This window comes from Rubrimonas cliftonensis (assembly GCF_900107585.1).
In the GTDB taxonomy this organism is placed as follows: Bacteria; Pseudomonadota; Alphaproteobacteria; order Rhodobacterales; family Rhodobacteraceae; genus Rubrimonas; species Rubrimonas cliftonensis.
This window is the reverse complement of sequence record NZ_FNQM01000009.1, coordinates 91,994-115,549: the sequence shown is the minus strand read 5'-3', so window position 1 is coordinate 115,549 and position 23,556 is coordinate 91,994. Positions and strand designations below refer to the sequence as shown.

The window sequence follows — 23,556 nt, the reverse complement described above, 5'->3', positions numbered from 1 at the left end:
GGCGCCTGCGCGCCAGGAGGGGCCGGCGTCCGCCCGGCGCAATCGCGCGCCGGGCGGCCTGTCAGAGCGAGGTCAGCCGGAGAACTGCGGGCACTGCTCGCCGGGGTCGACGTTCTCGAAGGTGGAGATCACCTCAACCGAGCCGTCGGCAAGCACCTGCCCCAGATACATCGTCAGCGGCGCGTGGCGCTGCTTGTTCATCTGGATCACGCCGCGCGGCCCGGTCACGGCGACGTCGTCGAGCGCGTCGATGACCGCCTCGGCGTCCGTGGAGCCGGCCGCCTCGGCCGCGGCCTTGTAGGCGTAGATCGCCTCGTACTGCGGCACGCTAAGGTCGTTGGGCGTCTTGAGGTCGGCGCCGAACTTAGCCTCCATCGCGCTCAGGAACGCCTTGTTCTCGGCGCTGTCGATCGAGGTCAGGTAGGAGGCCGCGATGAAGATGCCGGTCGCGTCGGCGCCCATCGCCTTGGCGGTGCCCTCGTCAACGGCGAGGTTGCCGTAGGGGATGTCGACGCCAGCGGCGCGGAGCTGCTTGGTGAGCGTCACGTTCGGTGCGCCGCCGGCGGTGGAGGTGATCAGCGCGTCGGGCGCCGCGGCGCGGAGGTTGGAGATGATCGCGGTCCAGTCGGAGCCGTCCATGGGCAGGTAGTCCTCGCCCAGCACGGTCCCGCCATTGGCCTCGACATAGGCGCGGGTGAATTCGAGCATGCCGCGGCCGAAGGCGTAGTCGGAGCCGATCAGGTAGAAGGTCTTGGCCTCGAACTCCGCCATGAAGTGGTCGACGATGGGGGCCACCTGCTGCTCGGGCACCCAGGCGTTGACGTACATCCACGGGCTGCAGGAGCGGCCCTCGTAGAACGAGGTGTAGATGTAGGGCGTGCGGCCGCGGTTCACGATCGGCAGGCCGGCGTTCCGGGCGGCCGAGGTCTCCATGGAGATCAGGACGTCCACCTCGCTCTGGAACACCAGACTGTCGAAGGCGCGCTGGGCGCCCTGCGCGCCCGAGCCGTCGTCGGCGACGATCAGCTCGATCTGCCGGCCGAGGATGCCGCCCGCGGCGTTGATTTCCTCGGCGGCGAGTTCGGAGGACTGCACCACCGAGGGCGCGACGACGCTGTTGGCGCCGCTGAGGCCTACGGGAATGCCGATCTTGACGGTCTCCTGCGCCGAGGCGCCGCCGGCGAGCGCGGCGACGGCGAGCAGGGCGAGGGTCGCTTGGGTCTTCCAGGTCATGCGCAGCGTCCTTTCCGTGGTGGTGGGGGCCGGCGCTCAGCGCCAGCCGGGCGTCGCCGCAGCCCCGAGGGTCGCGTCGTAGAGATCCTCCCGCCGGTCGCGCAGGAGCTGGTTGAACTGGTTGAGCGAACGGCCGCGCCGCGCCTCGGCGAGGTTCACGCGCGCGGTCAGCACGGCGTCGCCGGTCTCGGCCGCCGGGCCGGCGAGGATCCAGCCCTCGTTGTTGACGATCAGGCTCTGGCCGATGAAGGGCTGGCCGCGCTCGACGCCGGTGCGGCAGGCCGCGGCGACGAACATCGAGTTGGAATGCGCCGCCGCCATGCACAGGATGTTGCTCATGGCGAGCTGGCCGTCGGGCTGGCTCGGCATCGGCACCCAGTTGGTCGGCACGCAGACGATGTCGGCCCCCTGCACGGCGCAGAGCCGCCAGGCCTCGGGAAACCAGCCGTCGTAGCAGATCAGCGCCGCGATCCGCCCGAGCGGCGTGCGGAACACCGGAAAGCCGAGGTCGCCGCGCTCGAAGAACAGCGCCTCCTCGCCCCACAGATGGGTCTTGCGATAGACGCCGATGAGGCCGTCTGGGCCGATCACGGCGGCGCTGTTGTAGAGCGACGGGCCGTCGCGCTCGGCGAAGCCGGTCACGAGATGCATGCCCCGCCGCTGCGCCACCGCGCCCCAGGCGGCGAGCGCCGGCGAGGATGCGGGGCTGGCGGCGAGCGAGAACGCCTCCGCCCGCGTCTCGAACACATAGCCGCTGTCGGCGAGTTCCGGCAGCACCGCAAGCTGGGCGCCCGCGTCCGCCGCCTGTTCGAGCAGGGCGACGCCCGCATCGATGTTGCGCTCCAGCGCGCCGATCACGGGCTCGAACTGGATCGCCGCGACGGTGATCTCGGCTTCGGGAGACGCCGGCATCCTGACTCCCCATCGTATGGTCTCGGAGTGATTAACGATCGCCGCGGCGCACAGAGTCAAGTTTCTTGAAAATCAGCCGCCTGCAGCGCGGCGCCGCGCGCGGGCGCGGGCGCCTGCTGGGCGCCGAGCGGGGCGAGCGCCTAAAAGGTGGGCGGCGTGTTGACCCACAGGATCCGCGCCACCGTCTCGCCGACATTGCGATACCCGTGCGGGCGCTCGGAGCGGAAATGGAAGGAGTCGCCCGGTTTCAGGCGAAACACCTCGTCGCCGACAACCAGCTCGATCTCGCCCTCCAGCAGATAGCCCATCTCCTCGCCGACATGGGCGATGAGCCCGTCCGAGGCGCCGCCGGGCAGCAGGATGTGGATGTTGGCCTGCAGCGCGACGCCCTCGGCGTAGGGCGCGAGGCGCTCCAGGATCACGCCGTCGCCGCTGCGCAGCGCGTCGCCGTCGAGTTGCGGGCGCGCGCCGCTGCGCTGCACCACGCCATGCGCCGGCGCGTCGTCGAAAAGCAGCGCGACGTTGAGATCGAGCGCGGCGGCGAGCCGGCGCAGCAGGGTGAGCGACGGGTGCACCCGCATCGTCTCGATCTTCGACACCATGCTCTCGGAGCACCCGGAACGCTCGGCGACCTGGCTGAGCGTCAGGTCGAGCTGGCGGCGGCGACGGCGGAGCTTCGGCCCGACCCGCGTCTCGCGCAGGCGGCGCTCCTGCTCGGCGTCGTCGTCGCGGGGGAAGAATCCCGATTTCTGATCCATGAGCTCTCCGTGCGGAGGAAGCGGCAGTTTGCGGCGCAAGCCGAGGCGCGTCCAGACAAACGCCGGACGAGCCCGCCCCGGCGGCCCGGGGCAGGGCTCGGCGAAGCGGCGCGATGCGGGAGCGATGCGGCCGCGCCGGTCAGCCGGCGGGCGGCGTCACGCGGCCCAGAACCTCCGCCTCGCCGTCCACGCCAAGGCGGAACACCACGATCTCGCCGGAACGGACGCCGCCGCCGACCAGCGCCGCGACGTTGACCTGATGCGTCACGAGCAGGGCCGTCGCCCCCTCGGGAAGCCCCGCGACCAGCGCCCGTGTCGCCTCGGTCTGCGCCGCGCGGCGGCTGCGCGCCTCGAAGAACGAGTTGAGAGGGGGCGCCTCCTCGACGGCGCCAAGGGCCATGAGGCGGGCGGTCTCAAGACAGCGGCACCACTGCGAACTCAGCACACGGTCGATCCGCGCCCCGGCCGCGCGCAGCATGTCGCCGGCCGCCTGCGCCTGCGCCCTGCCCGCCGCGTCGAGATTGCGCTGGGTGGCGCAGTCGTCGAGCCGAAAGTCGGCCGGATCTGAGTAGCCGGGAGCGAGCGCGTGGCGCATGACCGCGTGGACGCCCGGCTCGCCCAGACGCGCGAGGACGGCTCTCTCCTCCGCGGTCATGGCCCGCGCCGCACAGGTGGCGAGCGTCGCGATCAGCAGGCCGGCGATGATCGGCAGTCTCATGGACGCTCCCGGGTTTCGGTCGCGCAGGGGTGTAGCGCCGGCGGCGGCGCCGTCCACCTCCGGGGCGCCCTGCAGGCGCTTTTCAACGGGCCGCGGCGCGCCTATACCCCCGCCCATGCCAGACGACGCGCCCATGATCGGTCACAACGCCCCCGCCCTGCCACCCGAGGTCGCGCGGCGGCGGACCTTCGCCATCATCTCCCACCCCGACGCCGGCAAGACGACGCTGACCGAGAAGCTGCTGCTCTATGGCGGCGCGATCCAGATGGCGGGCCAGGTGCGCGCCAAGGGCGAGGCGCGGCGCACACGGTCGGACTTCATGAAGATGGAGAAGGAGCGCGGCATCTCGGTGTCGGCGTCCGCCATGTCGTTCGAATATGACGGGCGCTGGTTCAACCTCGTGGACACGCCGGGCCACGAGGATTTCTCGGAGGACACCTACCGCACGCTGACGGCGGTGGACGCGGCGGTGATGGTCATCGACGGCGCCAAGGGCGTCGAGAGCCAGACGCGGAAACTGTTCGAGGTGTGCCGGCTGCGGGAGCTGCCCATCCTCACCTTCTGCAACAAGATGGACCGCGAGAGCCGCGAGACCTTCGAGATCATCGACGAGATCCAGGAGGCGCTTGCGCTCGACGTCACGCCGGCGAGCTGGCCCATCGGCATGGGGCGGGACTTTCTCGGCTGCTACGACCTGCTCAACAACCGCATCGAGCTGATGGACCGCGCCGACCGCAACACCCGCGCGCAGTCGATCAAGATCGCCGGGCTCGACGACCCGAAGGCCGCGGAGGTCATCCCCCCCGCTCAGCTTTCAAGGCTGCGCGAGGAGGTCGAGATGGCGCGGGAGCTGCTGCCGCCCTTCGACCGGCAGAGCTTCCTTGAGGGCACGCTCACGCCGATCTGGTTCGGCTCGGCGATCAATTCCTTCGGCGTGCAGGAGCTGATGCAGGGCGTCGCCAACCACGCCCCGCCCCCGCAGTTCCGCGGCGCAGCCTCGCGCGACGTGGCGGCGTCGGAGGACAAGGTGACAGGTTTCGTCTTCAAGGTGCAGGCGAACATGGACCCCAAGCACCGGGATCGCGTAGCGTTCGTAAGGCTTTGCTCGGGGCACTTCCTGCGCGGCATGAAGCTCAAGCACGTCCGCTCCGGCAAGCCGATGGCGATCGCCTCGCCGGTGATGTTCCTCGCCAGCGACCGCGAGATCACCGAGGACGCCTGGGCCGGCGACATCATCGGCATCCCCAACCACGGCCAGCTGCGCATCGGCGACGCGCTGACCGAGGGCGAGGATCTGCGCTTCACCGGCATCCCCGCCTTCGCGCCGGAACTGCTTCAGAACGTGCGCGCCGCCGACCCGATGAAGGCCAAGCACCTGGAGAAGGCGCTGACCCAGCTCGCGGAAGAAGGCGCGGCCAAGCTCTTCAAGCCGATGCTCGGCTCGGGCTGGATCGTCGGCGTCGTCGGCGCGCTGCAGTTCGACGTGATCGCGTCGCGCATCAAGGAGGAATACGGGCTGCCTGTGCGGCTGGAGCCGACCCAGTTCAACGGCGCGCGCTGGATCTCGGGGCCGAAGGAGAAGGTCGAGGCCTTCATCGGCGCCAACCGCGGCCACATGGCCGAGGACCATGACGGCGATCCGGTCTACATGACCCGCCTGCAATGGGACCTCGACCGCGTCGTGCGCGACCACCCCGACGTGAAGCTGACGGCGGTCAAGGAGACGCTGGTCTGAGGACTGCGCGGGGACAGGAGGAGCAAGCTCGCGCCGCCCCGCTGCGGTCAAGCTGTGCTCGGCCTTCGCGAGCGTCGTCAGGCCGCTGAGGACGGCGCTCTGGAAATCGGCCGAGTTTCATGGCGTCGCCGGAGTTCCGGGCTGAGGACTCCCCTTTCGCAGTTTCCCCGTTTTCGCCCGCATCAGAGGGGGTGGGGGCGGTTGCGGCGACAGTCCGCGAGAGCGCCGAAGCGCGACGGCGGGGCCCCCTGAGCGATGAGGGCCGCGCCTTCGCTGGGGGGTGAGCCGCGCCCGGAAATCCCTCCAGTGGAGGGATTTCAGCGGCGAACGGCCGGAGCCCCGGCAGGAGGGCGCGGCCAGTGCTGGCCGCACGGGCCTAGGTTGGAGCAAGGTTTGGCGCATCAGCATCCGTTGTGCGCGGGAGGCGGTCGTCGGCCTGACGGCGCATCGCTCGCCCCTTGGCCCGTGCGACCAGCACGCGCCGCGCCCTCCCTCCCCCAAGGGAGGGCGCGGCCCTCATCGCCCAGGGGGCGCCGCAGGCCAAAGGCCGCTTCGTGCGCCAACCCGCCCCTCAGAACGCCTTGAAGGTGATCGTCGTCACGGTGCGCTCCACGCCGTCGACGTCGTGGAGGTTCTCGGCGATGAAGCGGCCGACGTCCTCTCCCGGCGCGAGGTAGAACTTCGCCAGCAGGTCGTACTCGCCGGAGATGGAGTGGATCTCGGACGCGATCTCGCGGTCGGCGAGCTTGGCGGCGACCTCGTAGGTGCGGCCCAGCCTGCAGGTGATGTGGACGAAGAAGCACTGCACTGCGGGCGCTCCGGTCAGGGTTGGAAAAGGGTCGCCGAGGTCAGCGGACGGGTCAAGCGCCCGCCCCGCCCACGCCGCGACGGCCGCTCAGCGCACGCGCACCGAGACGGTGTGCACCACGTCCGGCCGCGCTCCGCCGGTCAGCTCGCGATAGACGACCGTGTCGACGCCCGAGACGCCGGCGGCGGCGTCGTAGAACACCGCCGAGGCCTGCGCCTCGGTCCCGTCGCAGGGCGCGTCGGGGGCGCTGAAGGTGCGCGCGACCGAGCCGAGGCTCGCGACGCCGAGCGCGCCGGGCTCGACGATCTCGAGGACCGGCGCGGAGACGGCGCACTCCTCCCCGAGGCTGTAATGCGCGGCGATCTCGGCGCTTGCGCCGGCCTGCGCGTCGGCCGCGGTCGAGGCGTAGGCGATCCACGGATCGGCCGGCTCGGAGGCGCAGCCGGCGAGAAGCAGGGCCGCGACGGCGGCGGTGGCAGCGAGTTTCATGACGATCCCCAGACGCTTGGCGCGCAGACTTTACACGCGGTCGCGCCATCGCGGCAACGCATCATTCGCCCTCGTCGCCGGTTCGGGCGCGGGCGGCCGCGGCGGCGGGGGATGGCGCGCGGCGCGCGCCGGCCTTATGTGCGGCCCGCGAAGGACGCGGCGCGCCGCGAAGGCGGCCCAGGGCGCAAGCTGGGGCGCAGGCTGAGGCGGCGGACCGGGCTGCGACGGAGGGACCATGCAGGGCGAGAGAGACGGCGGCGCGGCGGGCTGGCATGGCACGACGATCATCGGCGTCGCCAAGGGCGGGCGCGTGGTGGTGGCGGGCGACGGCCAGGTGAGCCTGGGCCAGACCGTGATCAAGGCGACGGCGCGCAAGGTGCGGCGGCTCAGCCCCGGCGGGCGGGACGTGGTGGCGGGCTTCGCCGGCTCGACCGCCGACGCCTTCACCCTGTTCGAGCGGCTGGAGAAGAAGCTGGAGGCCGCGCCGGGCCAGCTGCGCCGCGCCGCTGTCGAGCTGGCGAAGGACTGGCGCACCGACAAGTATCTGCGCAACCTCGAGGCCATGCTGATCGTGAGCGACGGGACCGACCTGCTGGTGATCACCGGCTCCGGCGACGTGCTGGAGCCCGACGGCGGCGTGGCGGCCATCGGCTCGGGCGGCAGCTACGCGCTGGCGGCGGCGCTGGCGCTTTATGACGGCGAGATGGACGCCGAGGCCATCGCGCGCCGGGCGATGGAGATCGCCGCCTCGATCTGCGTCTACACCAACGGCTCGCTGACGGTGGAGAGCATCGCCCCGGCCGAGAGCGGCGGCTGATGGCCGGCGGCGCCGCGGAGGGATTTAGCGCCGCGGGCGCGGCGGCTACGGGCGCGGACGCGGCGGGGCGCGCTCACGCCGCAGTTGCGGCAGCCGACCTGCGCGCCGCGGTGGCGGCCGGCGTGCTCGACGAGCGGCAGGCGAGCCGGCTGGCGGCGCTGGCGGAGGCGCGCTCGGGCCGGCGCGCGGCGATCGGCCCCGACGAGGAGCCGTTCGAGCTGTTCCGCGGCATGGGCGAGGTGTTCGTCGCGCTCGGCGTGGCGCTGCTCGGCGCGGGCGTGTGGCTGTGGGCGCTGGCCTCGGGCGTGGGGGAGACCGCGCCCCAGCTCGCGGCCATCTCCGCGGCGTGGATCGCGGCGGAATACCTCACCCGTCGCCGTCGGATGGCGCTGCCCAGCCTGCTGCTCGCGTTCGGCGTCGCGGCGCCGGCGGCGGGCGTTGCGGGGACGGCGGCGCTGAACTGGATGTTCGAGGCCACGCCGCCGGGCGAGCTGGGGCGGATGTTCGAGGACGGGAGCGCGGCGCGGATCGTCTTCGGCGCCGGCTGTGCGGGGGGCGTTCTCGGCGCGGGACTGTTCCACCTGCGCTTCCGCCTGCCCTTCGCGCTGTTCCTGATGGCGGTCGCGGGTTTCGGCGCGGTGATGACGCTCGCCGGCATGTTCGACCCGATGCGGCTGTCGCAGGGGGGCGTGCGGCTGGCGGACCTCTTCGACCTCGGCGCCGGGGCCGCCGGGCTGGCGACGCTCGGCTACGGCCTGGCCGTCTTCGCCGCCGCGATGGCCTTCGACACGGCCGACCCGCACCGGGTGACGCGGCTGAACCTCTGCGCCTTCTGGCTGCATCTGGTGGCGGCTGCTGCGATCGTGAACACGCTGGCGGTGAGCGTCGTCGGGCTCGGCGCGCCGTGGGGGCAGGCGGGGCTGGGGCTGGCGGTGCTCGCGATGACGGTCGTGGCGCTGGTGATCGACCGGCGCTCGTTCCTCACCGCCTCGCTCGCGTGGCTGTGGGTGCTGGCGCGGGCGACGGTGGGCGACGGCGTCGGCCCGCTGCCGCAGGCCGCGGCGCTGGTCGCGCTCGGCGGCTTCATCGTCGCCATCGGCTCGGGCTGGGCGCGGCTGCGCGCGGGCCTGATGGACATGCTGCCGGATTTTCCGGGAAAGGACCGGCTGCCGCCCTGGGCGGGCGGGCTGGACGACCGACGCACTGACAGGACTGGGGAGACCCGATGACCGACCTCACCCCGCGCGAGATCGTCTCCGAACTCGACCGCTTCATCATCGGCCAGGCGGACGCCAAGCGGGCCGTCGCGGTGGCGCTGCGCACGCGCTGGCGGCGGCGGCGGCTGCCCGACGACATCCGCAACGAGGTGTTTCCCAAGAACATCCTGATGATCGGCCCGACAGGCGTCGGCAAGACCGAGATCAGCCGCCGCCTCGCCAAGCTCGCCGACGCGCCCTTCGTGAAGGTCGAGGCGACCAAGTTCACCGAGGTCGGCTATGTCGGCCGCGACGTGGACCAGATCGTGCGCGATCTCGTCGAGGCCGCCATCGTCATGCAGCGCGAGAAGGGCCGCGCCTCGGTGCAGGCGCAGGCCCATGCGGCGGCGGAGGAGCGGGTGCTGGCCGCCATCGTCGGGCAGAACGCCTCGCAGGCGACCAGGGACAGTTTTCGCCGCAAGCTCCGCGACGGGCTGCTCGACGACAAGGAGGTGGAGATCGAGGTCGCCGACGCGACCAACCCGCTGGGGGGGATGCTCGACCTGCCGGGCCAGCAGGCGGGCATGGGCATGGTCAACATCGGCGACCTGTTCGGCAAGGCGTTCTCCGGGCGCACGAAGCGGCGCAAGATGAAGGTGGTCGAAAGCTACCCGGTGCTGGTCGCCGAGGAGGCCGACAAGCTGGTGGACCAGGAGCAGATCACCCGCGACGCGGTGGCGAGCGTGGAGGCGGACGGGATCGTTTTCCTCGACGAGATCGACAAGGTGTGCGCGCGCGAGGGCGCGCGCGGCGCCGACGTCAGCCGCGAGGGCGTGCAGCGCGACCTGCTGCCGCTGATCGAGGGCACCACCGTCGCCACCAAGCACGGGCCGGTGCGCACCGACCACATCCTGTTCATCGCCTCGGGCGCCTTCCACGTCTCGAAGCCTTCGGACCTGCTGCCGGAGCTTCAGGGCCGGCTGCCGATCCGCGTGGAGCTGAAACCGCTGACGGAGGCGGATTTCATCGCCATCCTCAGCGAGCCCGACAACGCGCTGACCAAGCAGTATTCGGCGCTGCTCCAGACCGAGGGCGTGACGGTGAGCTTCACCGAGGACGGGGTGGCGGCGCTGGCCGCCATCGCGGCGGAGGTCAACGCCTCGGTGGAGAACATCGGCGCGCGGCGGTTGCACACGGTGCTGGAGCGGGTGTTCGAGGAGCTGTCCTTCGTCGCGCCGGACCGCGCCGGCGAGCCGGTTTCGGTCGACCGCGCCTATGTCGAGAGCCGGCTGAGCGACCTCGCCCGCTCCACCGACCTCTCCCGGTACGTGCTCTAGAGGCGCGTCGCCGGGGCGTCGTCCTTGGCGGCGCCGGGCCGCTGCGCCCTCCAGATCACGGACGGCGTCTTCGATCTCGTCGAGGCGCCCGGAAGCCCGGGCGCGCCGCCCGCCGCCGATCTCGCCGCAAGGCGCCGGACGCCGCCCATCACCGACGCCAACGCCGCCCCCGGCTCACCGACGGCGGCGCTGATGGCGGGGGAGGCGGGCTCCGCCAGCGCGCCCGAGACCATCCCGAGCGCGCCGCCGACCCTCATGCCCGCCGCACCCGGCATGACCGTGGGAAAGGGCGTCGACGCCGACGCGACCTTCTCCCGGGCGCCCGGCCGGATGCGCGCCGAGGGCGGCGTGATCCGGGGCGACCTCATCCTGCTTCGGGACTGCTGCGAACCTTGTGGCGGGACCTGGTCCGGCAGAGCCGCAGCGGCGGAGCGGCCACCCGCCGCTGCTTCCTCAGGACCGGCCGAGCGCCCTTTCGAGCTCTGCGATGTCGATCTTGCCCATCGCCATCATCGCCTGTCGTACGCGGGCGGCGGCGGCGGCGTCGGGCGCGCCGAGCAGCCGGGGAAGCGCCTCCGGGATGATCTGCCACGAGACGCCGTATCGGTCCGCGATCCAGCCGCATCGGCCTTCGCGGCCGCCGTCGCGGAGCAGCGCCGCCCACAGCCGGTCGGTCTCGGGCTGGTCTTTGGTCAGCACGCTGATGGATGCCGCCGGCGATGGCTCGACATGCGTCCCGGTCGTGAGAATCATCATCGGTGCGCCGTGGATCGTGAATTCGACGACCATCGGATCGTCGGGACTGCCCTGCTCGTGGACCGCGTCGATCCCGCTGTCGGGAAGCAGGCCGACATAGAACGTCGCCGCCTCCAATCCGCCTTTCTCGAACCACAGGCAGGTGCGCACCCTGGACTTGAAGATCACGGCGCCCTCCCCTCCGCCTGCGCCTTCGACCCGGTGAAATTCAGCATCCATGGCGTGCCGAACCTGTCGGTGAACATGGCGAAGCGCTCGGCCCAGAAGGTCTCGCCGGGCGGCATGGCGATGGCGGAGGCCCCGTCCGCCAGCGCCGCGAACACCCGCTCGAACTCCGCCAGCGAGGGCGCCTCGATCTGGATGCGGAAGCCCTGCGGCGGCTCGTATGTCGCGTCGGAGTTGTCCGAGGCCATCATCAGCGTGTCGCCCAGCCGCAGGACGAGGTTCATGACCAGCGCGTCGCCGCCGGGCATGCGGTCTTCCGTCGCGGGCGCGTCCCTGTTCAGGAAAACGCCCTCGATCGTGCCGCCGAGCGTGTCGGCGTAATGCGTCATGGCCGCATGGCAGTCGCCTCTGAAGAACAGATAGAATTGAGGTTTCATCATGTCGCCGCATCTCCCGAACGGTTGTCGATCGCCGGGCTTTCCGACATTCCGCCTTGGGACGGAGTTGAGCCCGCTCAAAACAGTTGATATCAACTTATCATGATGGAGTCCACCGTGAAGCCGCTCGACCGCGACATCGTCGCCCATGTCGCCCAGACTTGTCTGTGCCTGCATGCGCAGCGGGCGGCGCGCGCGCTGGCGCGGCTGTTCGACAAGGCGCTGAAACCCTACGGCCTGAGCAACGGGCAGTTCTCGCTGCTGATGGCGCTCAACCGCCCCGAGCCGCCCACGATCGGCGAGCTCGCGCCCTTTCTCGCCATGGATCGCACATCGCTCACCGCCGCCCTCAAGCCGCTCCAGCGCCGCGGACTCGTGGGCGTCGAGGCTGACAGGGCGGACAGGCGAAGCCGCCGCGTCCGGATCACCGCCGAGGGCGTGGCGCTTCTGGAGGCCGCGCTTCCCAGCTGGCGCGACACCCACGCAAGGCTCGACGCCGCGCTGGACGCAGACGCGCCGAACCGCCTTCGCGCCGACATGCGGCGGGTGCCGCCCATCGCCGCGATGCTTTCCGCGTCAGGCATGGAACCGGACGGTCAGCCGCAGGACTGACCGCCTTTCGCGCCGCGAAACCGCGGCGCGAGGCCGGGACGGGCTGACCGGCGCCGGAGCGCGGTCTCCCTCATCGCACAACATCAACGCCTCATGACGCCGCTCGGCGTTGCGGCCGGTCACCGATGACCGCGCGGAAACCGTCGGCCGCGCGCATGATCCCCGGCTCCGAAGGCTCGGCCGACGCCGTCAGGCGGCCTGGCCGCCTCCCCCTTGCGAACGCCTCGGCGGCGCCGACGCAGGCCTCCTCCGCAGGCTCCGGCGAAGTTGCCGTCCACACTCGGCGCCGATGCGCGAAGGCAGGTCCGCAAGTCTCCACGCATGGCGTTCGAGCCATCGTCAGCGCCGGCCAGAGGGCGGGCGCCTCGCGGTCAGGGCGCTGCCGAGCACGCCGCGGCGGGGTTTGAGCCGGTCGTGAACGGCGGCTGACAACGTCGCGGGCCGCGCAGCCCGACCTGCCGGAAACGGGCGCCCGGGTCCGGGCGGTCAGCCGCCTGGCGTCGCCTCCAGCACGGCGCCGACGATCCGATCGACAGTGATCCCGAAATGCTCGTAGAGCACCTCCGCGCGCGCGGAGGCCCCGAAGCCCGTCATGCCGATGAAGCGGTCGCCCTGGCGCAGCCAGCGCTCCCAGCCGAAGGACAGCGCCGCCTCGACGCCGATGCGCGGGGCGTCTCCCAGAACACGCGCGCGATACTCGGCGTCCTGCGCCTCGAAGATCTCCCAGCAGGGCATCGAAACCACCGCTGCGGCCACGCCCTGCGCCGCGAGGTTCCGCCGCGCCCCCATCGCCAGCGCGACCTCGGCGCCGGTGGCGAGGATCGTCGCCGCGCGCGGCCCGTCCGCCTCGGCCAGCACATAGGCGCCGCGGCGGCTGCGGTTCTCGCCCGCCGCCAGTCGCACCGGCGCCGTCGCCTGACGCGAGAGCGCCAGCATGGTCGGCCCCGTGCGATGGTCGAGCGCGATCTCCCACGCCTCCGCCGTCTCGACCGCATCGGCCGGGCGGAACACGCGCATGTCGGGCATGGCGCGGAAGCTCGCCAGGATCTCGACCGGCTGATGCGTCGGACCGTTAGAGCCGACGCCGATCGAGTCGTGACTGAACACGAACAGCGCGGGCAGACCCATGAGCGCGGCCATGCGCATCGCCGGGCGCTCGTAGTCTGCGAAGGCGAGGTAGGTCACGTTGATCGGCCTGAGACCGCCATGGGCGGCGATGCCGTCCGTCATCGCGCCCATGAGGTGCTCGCGCACGCCGCAGTGGACGTAGCTCCCCGCGCGATCCCCGGCGGTGAAGGCGGCGCGGCCGCGCTTGTGGTTGGTCGGCGCCTCCAGATCGGCGCACAGCACCATCGTCTCCGGCAGCGCGCCCGCCAGCGCGTCGCAGACGTCGCCGGAGGCGGCGATGGTCGGGCGCGGTTCGGCGACGGCCGCCGCGGCCTCGGCCAGCGCCGCCGCGACGCGCGGCCAGTCGGCCGGCGGATCGCCCGCCGTCCAGCGGCGGAACTCGGCCGCATCGGGATGCGCCGCCAGCCGCTCAGCCCAGCCCGTGCGGGCCCCGGCCCCGCCGGCCAACGCGCCGCGCCAGTCCGACAGCACCTCCTGCGGGACATGGAACGGCGGGTGCGGCCAGTCGCGCGCCGCCCGCGCCTCGGCCGCGTCCACGGGCGTCAGCGGCGCGCTGTGGCCGCCGCGCCGACCCTCCAGCCGCGGCAGGCCCCGCGCGATGGTCGTGCGGCAGGCGATCAGCGACGGCCGCGGATCGCCCTTGGCCGCCGCGATGGCGGCCGAGACGGCGTCGACGTCATGCCCGTCCACCTCCTCGACATGCCAGTTGGCGGCGCGGAAGCGGGCTGGCGTGTCCTCGCTGATCGACAGCGCCGTGTCGCCGTCGTCGGTGATGTGGTTGTCGTCCCACAGGAAGGTCAGCTTGCCCAGCCGCAGATGGCCGGCGAGGCTGATCGCCTCCTGCCCGATCCCCTCCTGCAGGCAGCCGTCGCCGACGAAGGCCCAGGTGCGGTGGTCCACTAGCTCCGGCCCGAACCGCGCCGCCAGCCGAGCCTCGGCCACGGCCATGCCGACGGCGCAGGCGATCCCCTGCCCCAGCAGGCCGGTGGTGATCTCGATGCCGGCATGCTGCTCGATCTCGGGATGCCCGGCGCAGACCGAGCCGAGCTTGCGGAAGCCGCGCAGCGCCTCGGTCGTCACATGCGGATAGCCCGACAGGTGCAGCAGCGCGTAGAGCAGCATCGAGCCGTGGCCGTTCGACAGCACCACCCGGTCGCGGTCGGGCCAGAGCGGGTCGGCCGGATCGGCCTTAAGGTGGCGGGCGTAGAGGGTCGCGGCGATCTCGGCCATGCCCAGCGGCACGCCCTGATGGCCCTCGCCGGCGTTCAGGATGGCGTCGATGGAGAGAAAGCGGATGGCGTCGGCCATTCTGCGGATGTCGGGCATGGGGGCTCCTTCGGGCCGCGCGCGTCGGCGGTCGCTACGGATGCTTGGCGGAAGCCGCGTCGGGTCGAAAGAGGCGTCTGCGACGCGACCCGACCCGCCGCGCAACGGCGCATTGGCGACAAGCTTTTGAAGCATATAGACAACAAGCCCAGCGCAGAGCGGATCGTGAAGCTGAGCTGAACATCTCTTTCAATTTTCGCAAGGGTCAGCGGCCGCCTGGCGGTGCTATCGCTCACCTCCGACGGGCGCAGAACCCAGGGGGAGGGAGACGATGACAGCGCATGATCGGCCGCACGCGACCGCGAACGTGTCGCTGGCGCGGCGCGCCTGGAACATCCGGCGCACGGCGCTGCGGATGGGCGCTGTGCAGGGCCAGGGCTACATCGGCCAGGCGCTCGGGATCGCCGACGTGCTCGCCGCCGCCTACTTCCACGCCCTCGAATACCGCCCCGAGGATCCGGAGTGGGAGGGGCGCGACCGGTTCCTGCTGTCCATCGGCCACTACGCGATCGCGCTCTATGCGGCGCTGATGGAGGCCGGGATCCTGCCGGAGGAGGAGCTGGACACCTATGGCATGGACGACAGCCGCATGCCGATGTCGGGCATGGCGTCCTACACGCCGGGCATGGAGATCACCGGCGGCTCGCTCGGCCACGGCCTCGGCGTCGCGGTGGGCATGGCGCTGGGGCTGAAGCGGAAGAAGAACCCCGCCTTCGTCTACAACCTGATGTCGGATGGGGAGCTGGGCGAGGGCTCGACCTGGGAGGCGGCGATGGGCGCGGCCCACCACCGGCTCGACAACCTCGTTTGCCTGATCGACTTCAACAACCAGCAGGCCGACGGCCCCTCGACCGAGATGCTGTGCGCCGAGCCGCTGAAGGAGAAGTGGGAGGCGTTCGGCTGGCGCTGCCAGCGGGTCGACGGCAACGACCTGCCCGCGGTGGCGGCGGCCCTCGACGCCGCCCGCGCGGCGACCGAGCCGAAGCCGCGCGCGATCATCTTCGACACCCGGATGTGCAAGGGCGTGCCGTTCCTCGAGGACCGGGAGATCATGCATTTCGTGCGGGTCGAGGCGGACGAATGGGCGAAGGCGCTCGCGGTGCTGGAAGAAGGACGCCCGGAATGACCCTCGCCTCGATGGCCCGCAAGCACGAGCCGCGCACCGTGAAGCTCGACCCCGACGGCAAGCCGGCGCGCACCTCGGCCATGATCGCCTCGCTCGACGCCGAAGGCTACGACACCGTGGCGGCGCCCTTCGGCCACGCGCTGGTCGCCGCGGCCCGCGAGGACGAGCGCATCGTCGGTCTGAGCGCGGACCTTGCGAAATACACCGACCTGCACGTTTTCGCGCAGGCGATGCCCGAGCGGTTCTATCAGATGGGCATGGCCGAGGCGCTGCTGATGTCCGCCGCCGCGGGGCTGGCGCGCGAGGGGTTCATGCCCTTCGCCACCACCTACGCCGTGTTCGCCTCGCGCCGCGCCTACGACTTCATCGCGATGCAGATCGCCGAGGAGAACCTGCCGGTCCGCATCATCTGCGCCCTGCCGGGCCTGACCACCGGCTACGGCCCCAGCCATCAGGCGACCGAGGATCTGGCGATCTTCCGCGGCCTGCCGAACATGACCATCGTCGACCCCTGCTGCGCCGACGACGTGGCCGGCATGGTGGCCGCGATGGCCGCCCATGACGGGCCGGCCTACGCCCGCCTTCCACGGGGCCGGGTGCCGAAGGTGCTGACGCGCTGGAAGCCCGACTACCGCTTCGAACTGGGCCGCGCGCAGCTGATCCGCGACGGGCGCGACGCGCTGGTGATCGCGACCGGCTTCATGACCATGCGCGCGCTCGACGCCGCCGAACGGCTCGCGGCCGACGGGGTGGACATGGGGGTGCTGCACGTCCCCACGATCAAGCCGCTGGACGTGGCGACCATCCTCGCGGAGGCGGGGCGCGGCGGGCGTCTGGTGGTGACGGCCGAGAACCACACCGTCGTCGGCGGCCTGGGCGAGGCGGTGGCCGCCGCGCTGCTGACCAATGGCGTCGCGCCGACCTTCCGCATGATCGGCCTGCCGGACGAGTTTCTCGAGGCCGGCGCGCTGCCGACGCTGCACGACATGTACGGCCTGACCGTCGAGAAGTTCGCCGAACGGATCAAGGGCTGGCTCTGACGGCCGGCGGAACGGACCGTTACAATCAAGGGAGGAAGGCATGGGCCTTCTGGAAGGCAAGTTCGCCGTGATCACCGGCGCCGCCTCGGCGCGCGGGCTCGGCAAGGCGACCGCGCGGCTCTTCGCCGAGCACGGGGCGACGGTCTCGATCCTGGACCTCGACGCCGCGGCGGCGCAGGCGGCGGCGGCCGATCTGGGCGCGGGCCATGTCGGCCTCGCCTGCGACGTGACCGACCCCGACGCCTGCAAGGCCGTCGCGGCGGACCTCGAAGGCCGCTGGGGCCGCATCGACGTGCTGGTGAACAACGCCGGCATAACCCAGCCGCTCAGGCTGATGGACATCGCGCCCGGGAACTACGAGGCGGTGCTGGACGTGAACCTGCGCGGCACGCTCTACATGAGCCAGGCCGTCATCCCCGGCATGCGCGCGCGCGGCGCGGGCGGCATCGTCAACATGTCCTCCGTCAGCGCCCAGCGCGGCGGCGGCATCTTCGGCGGCCCGCACTATTCCGCCGCCAAGGCCGGCGTGCTGGGCCTGACCAAGGCGATGGCGCGCGAGCTTGCGCCGGACGGCGTGCGCGTCAACGCGATCTGCCCCGGCTTCATAGACACCGACATCACCGCCGGAAAGCTGACGGCGGAGATGCGGGCGCAGGTTCTCGCCGGCATCCCGATGGGCCGCGCCGGCGAGGCGTCCGACGTCGCGGGTTGCGCGCTGTTTCTCGCCTCGGACCTCTCGTCCTACTGCACCGGAACCGAGGTCGACGTGAACGGCGGCTCGCTGATCCACTGAGACGACCGACGAAAGAACAAGATCACCAGGAGGAAGACATGAAGACGTCGTTCATCGCGCTCGCCGTCGCGGGCGCTTTCGCCGCGGGCGCCGCGCCCGCCGCCGAGGTCATCTTCGGCCACGGCGCCAACCCAGGAAACCCGCGCTACGTCGCCGCCGAGCGGTGGGCCGAGCTCTTCGCCGCCTGCACCGGCGGCGCGCACAGCGTCAACGTCGCGCCGTCCGCCACCATGGGCGACGACGTGGAGATGCTGACCTCGACCGTGGCGGGCGTGATGCAGGTGACGGCGAACAGCCAGGGCGCCATGTCCCAGATGGTTCCGGAGATCGGCCTGCTCGGCCTGCCGTTCCTGTTCGCCGACCTGCCCGCCGCGTGGAAGCTGCTGGACGGCGAGGTTGGCGTGATGCTGGACGCCCGCGCGCAGCAGGCCGGCCTCAAGGTTCTCGGGTTCTGGGACAACGGCATCCGCCATGTCAGCCACGTCTCCAAGAACGTGCCGGCGCCGGGCGACGTGTCGGGCATGAAGATCCGCACGCCCCCCGACCAGATGACCGTCGCGATCTTCGAGGCGCTGGGCGCCGCGCCAGCGCCGCTCGCCTTCTCCGAACTGCCGACCGCGCTGCAGTCCGGCGTGTTCGACGGGCAGGAGAACCCGCTCACGAACATCTACTCCTCCAAGATCCACGAGATCACGCCGTACATCACCCTGACCGGTCACAAGTACGAGTCGACCCCGGTGGTCGCGGGCCTCGCATGGTGGTCGGGTCTCGACGAGGCGACGCAGGCCTGCGCCCTGTCGGCCACGGCGGAGGCCGGAGAGATGCAGCGCAAGCTGTCGCTGGCGGCCGAGACCGAGCTGCGCCCGAAGATGGAGGCCGAGGGCGTGACGTTCGCCGAAGCCGACAAGGCCGCCTTCGTCGCTGCGACGTCGTCGGTCTACGACGCCTACGCCGCGGACTTCCCGGAACTGGTCGCCGCGCTGCGCGAAGCCGCGGGGCAGTGATGGGGCAGGAGGACCGCGAGGCCCCGCGCGGCGACGCGAGGGGGGCGCGGTCCCCCTTGCTTCGCCTGAGCGACGGGGCCGTGGGCCTGCTCGACTGGAGCGGCCGCCTGATCGCCGTCAGCTGCCTCGGCGTCATGTTCGCGGCGCTGCTGACCAACGTCGTGCTGCGCTACGCCTTCGGCTCCGGCATCGCCTGGGCCTACGAGATCCACGCCCTGCTTCTGCCCTGGCTGGTCGCCGGCGGCGTGGTGATCGCCGCGGCGCGCGGTCGCAACATCACCGTGACGCTGGTTCCCGAGCTTGCCGGCGCGGGGACCGCGCGGCTGCTCGCCATCGCGGCGCAGCTCGCGGTCCTCGCGATCTGCCTCGGCGTCCTGCAGTCCAGCCGGCCGATCCTGAAGGCCGCGCAGTTCCAGACCCTGTCGACGCTCGGGGTCCGGCAGATCTGGGGCTATGCGAGCCTCGTCTACGCCTTCGGCGGCATGGGCGTGATCGCGGCGCTGACCGCGCTGCGCCTCGTCGCGGGCGGCGACGCGCCCCTGCGGGATCCGGCCAGAGCCAGTCTGAGCTGAAGGGAAAGACGCCATGACCGCGCCGCTGATCTGGGGCTTTCTGCTGCTGATGGCCTTCGCCGTGCCGGTGGGCCACGCCATGCTGGGCGGCGTGGCCGCCGCGCTGCTGCTCGACGGCAAGCCGCTCGCGGTGATCGCGCAGCGCCTCTATACGCCGACGCAGAGCTTTCCGATGCTGGCGATTCCGTTCTTCATTCTGGCGGGCAGCCTGATGATGTCGGGCCGGTTCGGCGTCTATCTCGTCACGATCGCGCGGCTTCTGGTCGGTCACATGAAGGGCGGGCTTGGGCAGGTGTCGATCATCGGGTCGGTGATGTTCGGCGGCGTCTCGGGTTCGGCGGTGGCCGACGCGACGGCGCTCGGCAACGCGCTGATCCCGGTGCAGAAGCAGGAGGGCTATCCCGGCGGCTTCGCGGCGGCGATCAACTCGGCCTCGTCCACCATCTCCGTGCTGATCCCGCCGTCGATCCCGCTGATCCTCTACGGGCTGGTCGCGAACGTATCGATCGTGGACCTGTTCGTGGCGGGGATCCTGCCCGGGGTGCTGCTCGGCGTCGGCATGTTCGCCGCCGTGTGGTGGGTGGCGCGCCGGCGGAACCTGCCGCGCTCGCCGCTCGCCGGCGGCTTGCGGGCCTTTCGCAGCCAGATCCTGATCGCGCTGCCCGCGCTGCTCATGCCGGTTTTCGTCATCGGCACGCTGCGCTTCGGCGTCGCCACCCCGACCGAGGTCAGCGTGATGGCGGTGGCCTACGCGCTGCTGGTCAGCGGCGCGGTCTATCGCGACCTCACGCTGCGGACGATCTGGGACGCGGCGGTTGAGACCGCCCTGATGACCGGCGCGGTGATGCTGATCATCATGGCGTCCTCCACCATCCAGTGGGTGCTGACCGCCGAACGCGCGCCGCAGGCGCTGACCGCCTTCATGATCGGCGCGTTCTCGGAGCCGTGGATGGTGATCCTCGCCCTCAACGTCGTGATGCTGGTGGTCGGCGCGTTTCTCGACCTGCCGGCGGCGATCCTGCTGCTGGGGCCGCTGTTCGTGGCGATCGGCCAGGCGATCGGGCTCGACCCAGTGCAGCTTGGGCTCATGATGGTCGTCAACCTCTCGATCGGCCTCTACACCCCGCCGGTCGGAACGACGCTGTTCATCTCGGCGGCGATCGCCGGGGTGGGCGTCGGCGCAGTGGTGCGGTCGCTGGCGCCGTTCTACCTCGTGGCGCTCGCCGTGCTGCTTCTGATGTCCTACGTCCCGGCGCTGACGATCTACTGAGGGCCGCCGCGCGTCATCTCCGTCAGACGCCCGGGCCGGAACGCGCAGCCGAGGGAGGCGAGGAACGCCCGCGCCTGCGCTTCGTGCGCGGCGCAGGCCGCGGCGAGCCAGTCCGCGAAGCGGGCGACGATGCGGCGGTTGAGATGCCGCGGCGGGCACACCAGCCAGTAGCCCTGGAACTCCACCACCGGATAGTCGGTCGAGAACGGCACGAGTTCGCCCCGCATCAGCTCCGGCAGGCACAGCATCACGCTGTCGAGCGCAAGGCCGCCGCCCTGCTTCGCCATCTCGATCGACATCGAGGAGCGGTCGAAGCGGAACGGATAGCCGAGATCGGGCACGACGACGCCGTTGGCGGCCAGCCACAGATCCCAGCGGTAGAGCATCTTCACGCTGTCGATCAGCCGCGCGGCGGAAAGCTGCGCCGCCGGATCGTCCGAGACGGCGCGCAGCCGCGCGAGGTAGTCCGTGCTGCAGAGCGGCGCGGCGAGGTCGTTCATCATCGGCATGACCGTAAGGCCCGCCCAGCCGCCGAGACCGTAGCGCACGTCGAGGTCGATGGCCTCGGTCTCGAAGGCGGTGAAGTCGGGGGTGGCGTCGATGCGGATGTTCCAGTCGGGGTTCTCGGCGGCGAAGCCGGCGATGCGCGGTCCGAGCCAGCGCACGCCGAAGCTCGGGCTGACGCGGATGGTCAGGCTGCGCACGTCGCGCTGGCGGGCGATGGCGCTGCGCGCGTTGCGCAGCGCGCCGAAGGCCTGCGTCGTGGTCTGGAACAGCCGGTCTCCGTCGAGCGTCAGCACCAGCCGCCGCTTCTCGCGCCGGAACAGGCGGACGCCGAGCTGGCCCTCGAGCAGCCGGATCTGCTGGCTGACGGCAGAGGGAGAGACGGCCAGCTCCTCGGCCGCCCTCGTCACGCCGCCAAGACGCGCCACCGCCTCGAAATACTCGGTAGCCTTCAGATTGATGTCCCGCATCGTCGGAGGCTAGCGCCGCCCCGTGCGATGCGCCAGCTTCCGCCGATGGCCGCCGCGGCGGTCGCGCCGGAAGTCGCCGCCCGAGGCCGGGCGGCAGGCGCGCGCAGGGCCCGTCCGCCTTCAATCGGTCACGCCAGCTTCACGGGCGCGTCATCGGAAAACGTTACTCAACCTCTGCGCGAAGCTTCCGCCGGGAAATCGCGTGAGATGAGAGGGCCGCTCCATGTCTTTCACCCTGCCCGCCGCGCCGACGGCTAGACTCGTCGCGCAGCCCGCGGCCTGCGCCTGACCCGGCGGCCCCGGAACCGTCCCGCCGTCCGCACCGTGCGCCGTCCGATCCCGGAGAGCCGTCGCGACGCCGCCGGACCGGCTGCAACCCCAAGAGGACCAAGAATGCGCCACATCGCCCTGATGACAATGACCATCGCCGCCGCCGCGGCTACGCCGCTCGCCGCGCAGAACCGCATCGACGGGCAGTCTACCGATGCGCCGGCCCTCGCCGCCTATGGCGATCTGCCCGTCGGCGTGCGCCGGTTCGACCTGGTCAATCCCGACCAGATCGACATCAAGGCCATCGACGTCACCGAACCGAAGCCGGCCGAGTATCCGCGCTACGACCGGCCGCTGACGGTCGAGATGTGGTATCCCGCCGCCAGCGGGGCGACCGGCGAGACCTCGTTCCAGAGCTACATCCGCGACGGCGTCACCGAGGTGACGCTGGAGGGCCGCGCGTTCCGCGACGCCGCGCCCGCCGCCGCCGGCGAGCCCTTCCCGCTGATCCTCATGAGCCACGGCTACCCCGGCAACCGCTTCCTCATGTCTCACCTCGCCGAGAACCTCGCCTCCAAGGGCTATGTCGTCGCCTCCATCGACCACACCGACAGCACCTACCGCACCCAGACGGTTTTCGGATCGACCCTCGTGAACCGCTCCCTCGACCAGCTTTTCGTGCTCGACGAGATGGCGCGGCTCAACGGCGACGCGTCCTCCGGGGTGGCCGGCTTGATCGACGCCGACAACGCCGCGCTCATCGGATACTCGATGGGCGGCTACGGCGCCGTCGTAACGTCCGGCGGCGGCCTCAGCGACGCCGCCATGGCCTACTCGCCGTTCGACACGCTGGAGATCCACAGGCAGGGCAGCGCGACACACGACGCCCTGCCCGACCCGCGCATCAAGACTTCCGTGGCGATCGGCCCCTGGGGCATGAACCGCGGCTTCTGGGACGAGGAGGGGCTGGCGGGCATCGAGATCCCCATGCTCTTCATCGCCGGCTCGGACGACCGCACGTCGCTCTACGAGGAAGGCGTGCGCGCGATCTGGGAGGGCGCGACCAGCGTCGACCGCGCCCTGCTGACCTTCGAGGGCGGCGGCCACAACACCGTCGCGCCGATCCCCGCGCCGAAGGAGAGCTTCGTCGCCGGCGTCTCGGGCCACTACACCGACGCGGTCTGGGATACGGTTTTCATGAACAATGTCGGCCAGCATTTCGTGACGGCCTGGATGGACGTGCTGCTGAAGGGCGACGCGTCCAGGGCCGCCTTCCTCGACCTGCCGACGCTCGGCGCAGAGGGATGGACCGGCTTCGCCGACGGCGCGGCGGAAGGGCTGCGCTACGAGGCTCTCGCCGCCGCGCCTGCGCCGGTGCCGCTGCCGGCGTCGGTCTGGCTGCTGGGGCTGGCGCTCGGCGGGCTCGGCGCGTTGCGCGGGCGACGCGGCCGGGCCGCCTGATCGCGGCGCGCGCCCGACGGGTTCCGGCGCCCGTCGCCGGGCGGGGCGCGCCAAGAGGCGGGGCGCCGCGGCCGTCTCAGGGCGGCGGCGCATCGCCCGGCGCGACGCCGCCTTGATCATCCTTGCGGAGACCGGGCGCCGCCGCCTGACAGAAGGGAAGCCCGGCCTCGCGCAGATCCTCATGCGAGGCCCGACGTTCGACAGGGTCGATCTGACCCGGGACCAGAGCCCGATCCGGCCGGTCCAACGGTGAGGGCGCGCTAGGCGCGAGCGTGGACTCCGAGCTACTCAAAAACGGCGGCGAGCCGCGCCTCACCGCCGAAGCCGGCGCGCCGAAGGGCGATCTCCGGGGCCAGATGACGGCCAGGGCGCGGACCGCCGGGCGCACCGTCGCGACCACCGGCGGTCTGATCGCCGCGAGCGCCAGGCGCCACGGCCTCGCGAGGGTGACGCGCGCCGTCGTCAATGCAAGCATCGTCGCCCGCCGGTCATAAGCACCAAGCCTCTGGCCGCGTTCCGAGCCTGACGCACGTCGCTGCCGAAGCGCAGGCCTCGCGGACCTTTCCGCGCCAACCGCTCAGTTCCCGCACAGTTTTTTCGCACTTTCATCCATTTGCCG

At 71.6% G+C, this 23,556-nt stretch carries 23 protein-coding genes; 12 read left to right on the top strand and 11 right to left on the bottom strand.

What is annotated here, in order from left to right; all coding sequences use genetic code 11:
• Window positions 1–72 precede the first annotated feature (72 nt).
• The 4 genes from BLW43_RS14305 to BLW43_RS14290 all read right to left on the bottom strand — a co-directional run bounded on the left by BLW43_RS14305 (window position 73) and on the right by BLW43_RS14290 (window position 3,621).
• Window positions 73–1,233 (bottom strand): substrate-binding protein, encoded by a 1,161-nt coding sequence (locus BLW43_RS14305; RefSeq protein WP_093254474.1) that lies wholly within the window; start codon window positions 1,231–1,233, stop codon window positions 73–75.
• A 36-nt stretch (window positions 1,234–1,269) separates the two neighbouring features.
• Window positions 1,270–2,145 carry a nitrilase family protein gene (locus BLW43_RS14300; protein ID WP_093254473.1) on the bottom strand — a complete coding sequence of 292 codons (876 nt, stop codon included), beginning with the start codon at window positions 2,143–2,145 and terminating at the stop codon, window positions 1,270–1,272.
• 140 nt (window positions 2,146–2,285) lie between these two features.
• Entirely contained in the window at window positions 2,286–2,903 is a 618-nt protein-coding gene (locus tag BLW43_RS14295) for a helix-turn-helix domain-containing protein (RefSeq protein ID WP_093254471.1), read from the bottom strand.
• Window positions 2,904–3,042: 139 nt separating this feature from the next.
• Window positions 3,043–3,621, bottom strand: a complete 579-nt coding sequence (locus BLW43_RS14290; RefSeq protein WP_093254470.1) for a histidine phosphatase family protein — start codon at window positions 3,619–3,621, stop codon at window positions 3,043–3,045.
• A 133-nt stretch (window positions 3,622–3,754) separates the two neighbouring features.
• Between BLW43_RS14290 and BLW43_RS14285 the strand changes: the two genes are divergently transcribed.
• Complete coding sequence (locus BLW43_RS14285) at window positions 3,755–5,356, top strand: peptide chain release factor 3 (protein ID WP_093254530.1); 1,602 nt, start codon at window positions 3,755–3,757, stop codon at window positions 5,354–5,356.
• Window positions 5,357–5,927: 571 nt separating this feature from the next.
• Here the strand turns inward: BLW43_RS14285 and BLW43_RS14280 are convergent.
• Together BLW43_RS14280 and BLW43_RS14275 are read right to left on the bottom strand one after the other, a co-directional pair.
• Window positions 5,928–6,164: an Lrp/AsnC ligand binding domain-containing protein gene (locus BLW43_RS14280; RefSeq protein ID WP_093254468.1), complete on the bottom strand. Its 237-nt coding sequence runs from the start codon at window positions 6,162–6,164 to the stop codon at window positions 5,928–5,930.
• A gap of 87 nt (window positions 6,165–6,251) precedes the next feature.
• Window positions 6,252–6,653: a hypothetical protein gene (locus tag BLW43_RS14275; protein ID WP_093254467.1), complete on the bottom strand. Its 402-nt coding sequence runs from the start codon at window positions 6,651–6,653 to the stop codon at window positions 6,252–6,254.
• Between the two features lie 235 nt (window positions 6,654–6,888).
• Here BLW43_RS14275 and hslV point away from each other — a divergent pair, with 235 nt between their 5' ends.
• The 3 genes from hslV to hslU are packed head-to-tail and all read left to right on the top strand — an operon-like array spanning window position 6,889 to window position 10,003.
• A complete protein-coding gene (gene hslV / locus BLW43_RS14270) occupies window positions 6,889–7,470 on the top strand; it encodes an ATP-dependent protease subunit HslV (protein ID WP_093254466.1) in 582 nt (193 codons plus the stop codon).
• Window positions 7,470–8,699, top strand: coding sequence for a hypothetical protein (locus tag BLW43_RS14265; RefSeq protein WP_093254464.1), 1,230 nt, complete (start codon window positions 7,470–7,472; stop codon window positions 8,697–8,699). The genes hslV and BLW43_RS14265 overlap by 1 nt, the downstream gene beginning before the upstream one ends.
• Window positions 8,696–10,003 (top strand): ATP-dependent protease ATPase subunit HslU, encoded by a 1,308-nt coding sequence (gene hslU, locus BLW43_RS14260; protein ID WP_093254463.1) that lies wholly within the window; start codon window positions 8,696–8,698, stop codon window positions 10,001–10,003. The genes BLW43_RS14265 and hslU overlap by 4 nt, the downstream gene beginning before the upstream one ends.
• On the opposite strand, the gene BLW43_RS14255 is transcribed toward hslU, so the two are convergent.
• From BLW43_RS14255 to BLW43_RS14245, 3 genes are all read right to left on the bottom strand, one after another.
• Window positions 10,000–10,371 carry a hypothetical protein gene (locus BLW43_RS14255; protein WP_093254461.1) on the bottom strand — a complete coding sequence of 124 codons (372 nt, stop codon included), beginning with the start codon at window positions 10,369–10,371 and terminating at the stop codon, window positions 10,000–10,002. The two genes, hslU and BLW43_RS14255, sit on opposite strands and share 4 nt — an antisense overlap.
• Before the next feature lie 85 nt (window positions 10,372–10,456).
• Window positions 10,457–10,927 (bottom strand): VOC family protein, encoded by a 471-nt coding sequence (locus BLW43_RS14250; protein WP_217632187.1) that lies wholly within the window; start codon window positions 10,925–10,927, stop codon window positions 10,457–10,459.
• Window positions 10,924–11,364, bottom strand: coding sequence for a VOC family protein (locus BLW43_RS14245; RefSeq protein WP_217632186.1), 441 nt, complete (start codon window positions 11,362–11,364; stop codon window positions 10,924–10,926). Before BLW43_RS14245 ends, BLW43_RS14250 begins: the two co-directional genes overlap by 4 nt.
• A gap of 99 nt (window positions 11,365–11,463) precedes the next feature.
• Here BLW43_RS14245 and BLW43_RS14240 point away from each other — a divergent pair, with 99 nt between their 5' ends.
• A complete protein-coding gene (locus BLW43_RS14240) occupies window positions 11,464–11,973 on the top strand; it encodes a MarR family winged helix-turn-helix transcriptional regulator (protein ID WP_093254458.1) in 510 nt (169 codons plus the stop codon).
• 486 nt (window positions 11,974–12,459) lie between these two features.
• Here BLW43_RS14240 and BLW43_RS14235 read toward each other — a convergent pair whose 3' ends face one another.
• Window positions 12,460–14,427 (bottom strand): transketolase family protein, encoded by a 1,968-nt coding sequence (locus BLW43_RS14235; protein ID WP_093254456.1) that lies wholly within the window; start codon window positions 14,425–14,427, stop codon window positions 12,460–12,462.
• Between the two features lie 271 nt (window positions 14,428–14,698).
• On the opposite strand from BLW43_RS14235, the gene BLW43_RS14230 reads away from it, so the two are divergent.
• Genes BLW43_RS14230 through BLW43_RS14205 form a run of 6 tightly spaced genes read left to right on the top strand, consistent with a single transcriptional unit; the run spans window position 14,699 to window position 20,232 of the window.
• The gene (locus BLW43_RS14230; protein ID WP_093254454.1) at window positions 14,699–15,553 is read left to right on the top strand and encodes a transketolase; all 855 of its coding nucleotides are present in this window, start codon (window positions 14,699–14,701) and stop codon (window positions 15,551–15,553) included.
• A complete protein-coding gene (locus BLW43_RS14225) occupies window positions 15,550–16,593 on the top strand; it encodes a transketolase family protein (protein WP_093254453.1) in 1,044 nt (347 codons plus the stop codon). The genes BLW43_RS14230 and BLW43_RS14225 overlap by 4 nt, the downstream gene beginning before the upstream one ends.
• Window positions 16,594–16,633: 40 nt before the next feature.
• Window positions 16,634–17,386: an SDR family NAD(P)-dependent oxidoreductase gene (locus BLW43_RS14220; RefSeq protein ID WP_093254451.1), complete on the top strand. Its 753-nt coding sequence runs from the start codon at window positions 16,634–16,636 to the stop codon at window positions 17,384–17,386.
• A gap of 38 nt (window positions 17,387–17,424) precedes the next feature.
• The gene (locus BLW43_RS14215; protein WP_093254450.1) at window positions 17,425–18,390 is read left to right on the top strand and encodes a TRAP transporter substrate-binding protein; all 966 of its coding nucleotides are present in this window, start codon (window positions 17,425–17,427) and stop codon (window positions 18,388–18,390) included.
• Window positions 18,391–18,446: 56 nt separating this feature from the next.
• Window positions 18,447–18,962 carry a TRAP transporter small permease gene (locus tag BLW43_RS14210; protein WP_245731053.1) on the top strand — a complete coding sequence of 172 codons (516 nt, stop codon included), beginning with the start codon at window positions 18,447–18,449 and terminating at the stop codon, window positions 18,960–18,962.
• Window positions 18,963–18,975: 13 nt separating this feature from the next.
• The gene (locus tag BLW43_RS14205) at window positions 18,976–20,232 is read left to right on the top strand and encodes a TRAP transporter large permease (protein WP_093254448.1); all 1,257 of its coding nucleotides are present in this window, start codon (window positions 18,976–18,978) and stop codon (window positions 20,230–20,232) included.
• Here the strand turns inward: BLW43_RS14205 and BLW43_RS14200 are convergent.
• Window positions 20,226–21,206, bottom strand: a complete 981-nt coding sequence (locus tag BLW43_RS14200) for a LysR substrate-binding domain-containing protein (RefSeq protein WP_093254446.1) — start codon at window positions 21,204–21,206, stop codon at window positions 20,226–20,228. The two genes, BLW43_RS14205 and BLW43_RS14200, sit on opposite strands and share 7 nt — an antisense overlap.
• Window positions 21,207–21,599: 393 nt before the next feature.
• Between BLW43_RS14200 and BLW43_RS14195 the strand changes: the two genes are divergently transcribed.
• The gene (locus BLW43_RS14195) at window positions 21,600–22,937 is read left to right on the top strand and encodes an alpha/beta hydrolase family protein (RefSeq protein ID WP_093254445.1); all 1,338 of its coding nucleotides are present in this window, start codon (window positions 21,600–21,602) and stop codon (window positions 22,935–22,937) included.
• The last annotated feature ends 619 nt before the right edge of the window (window positions 22,938–23,556 follow it).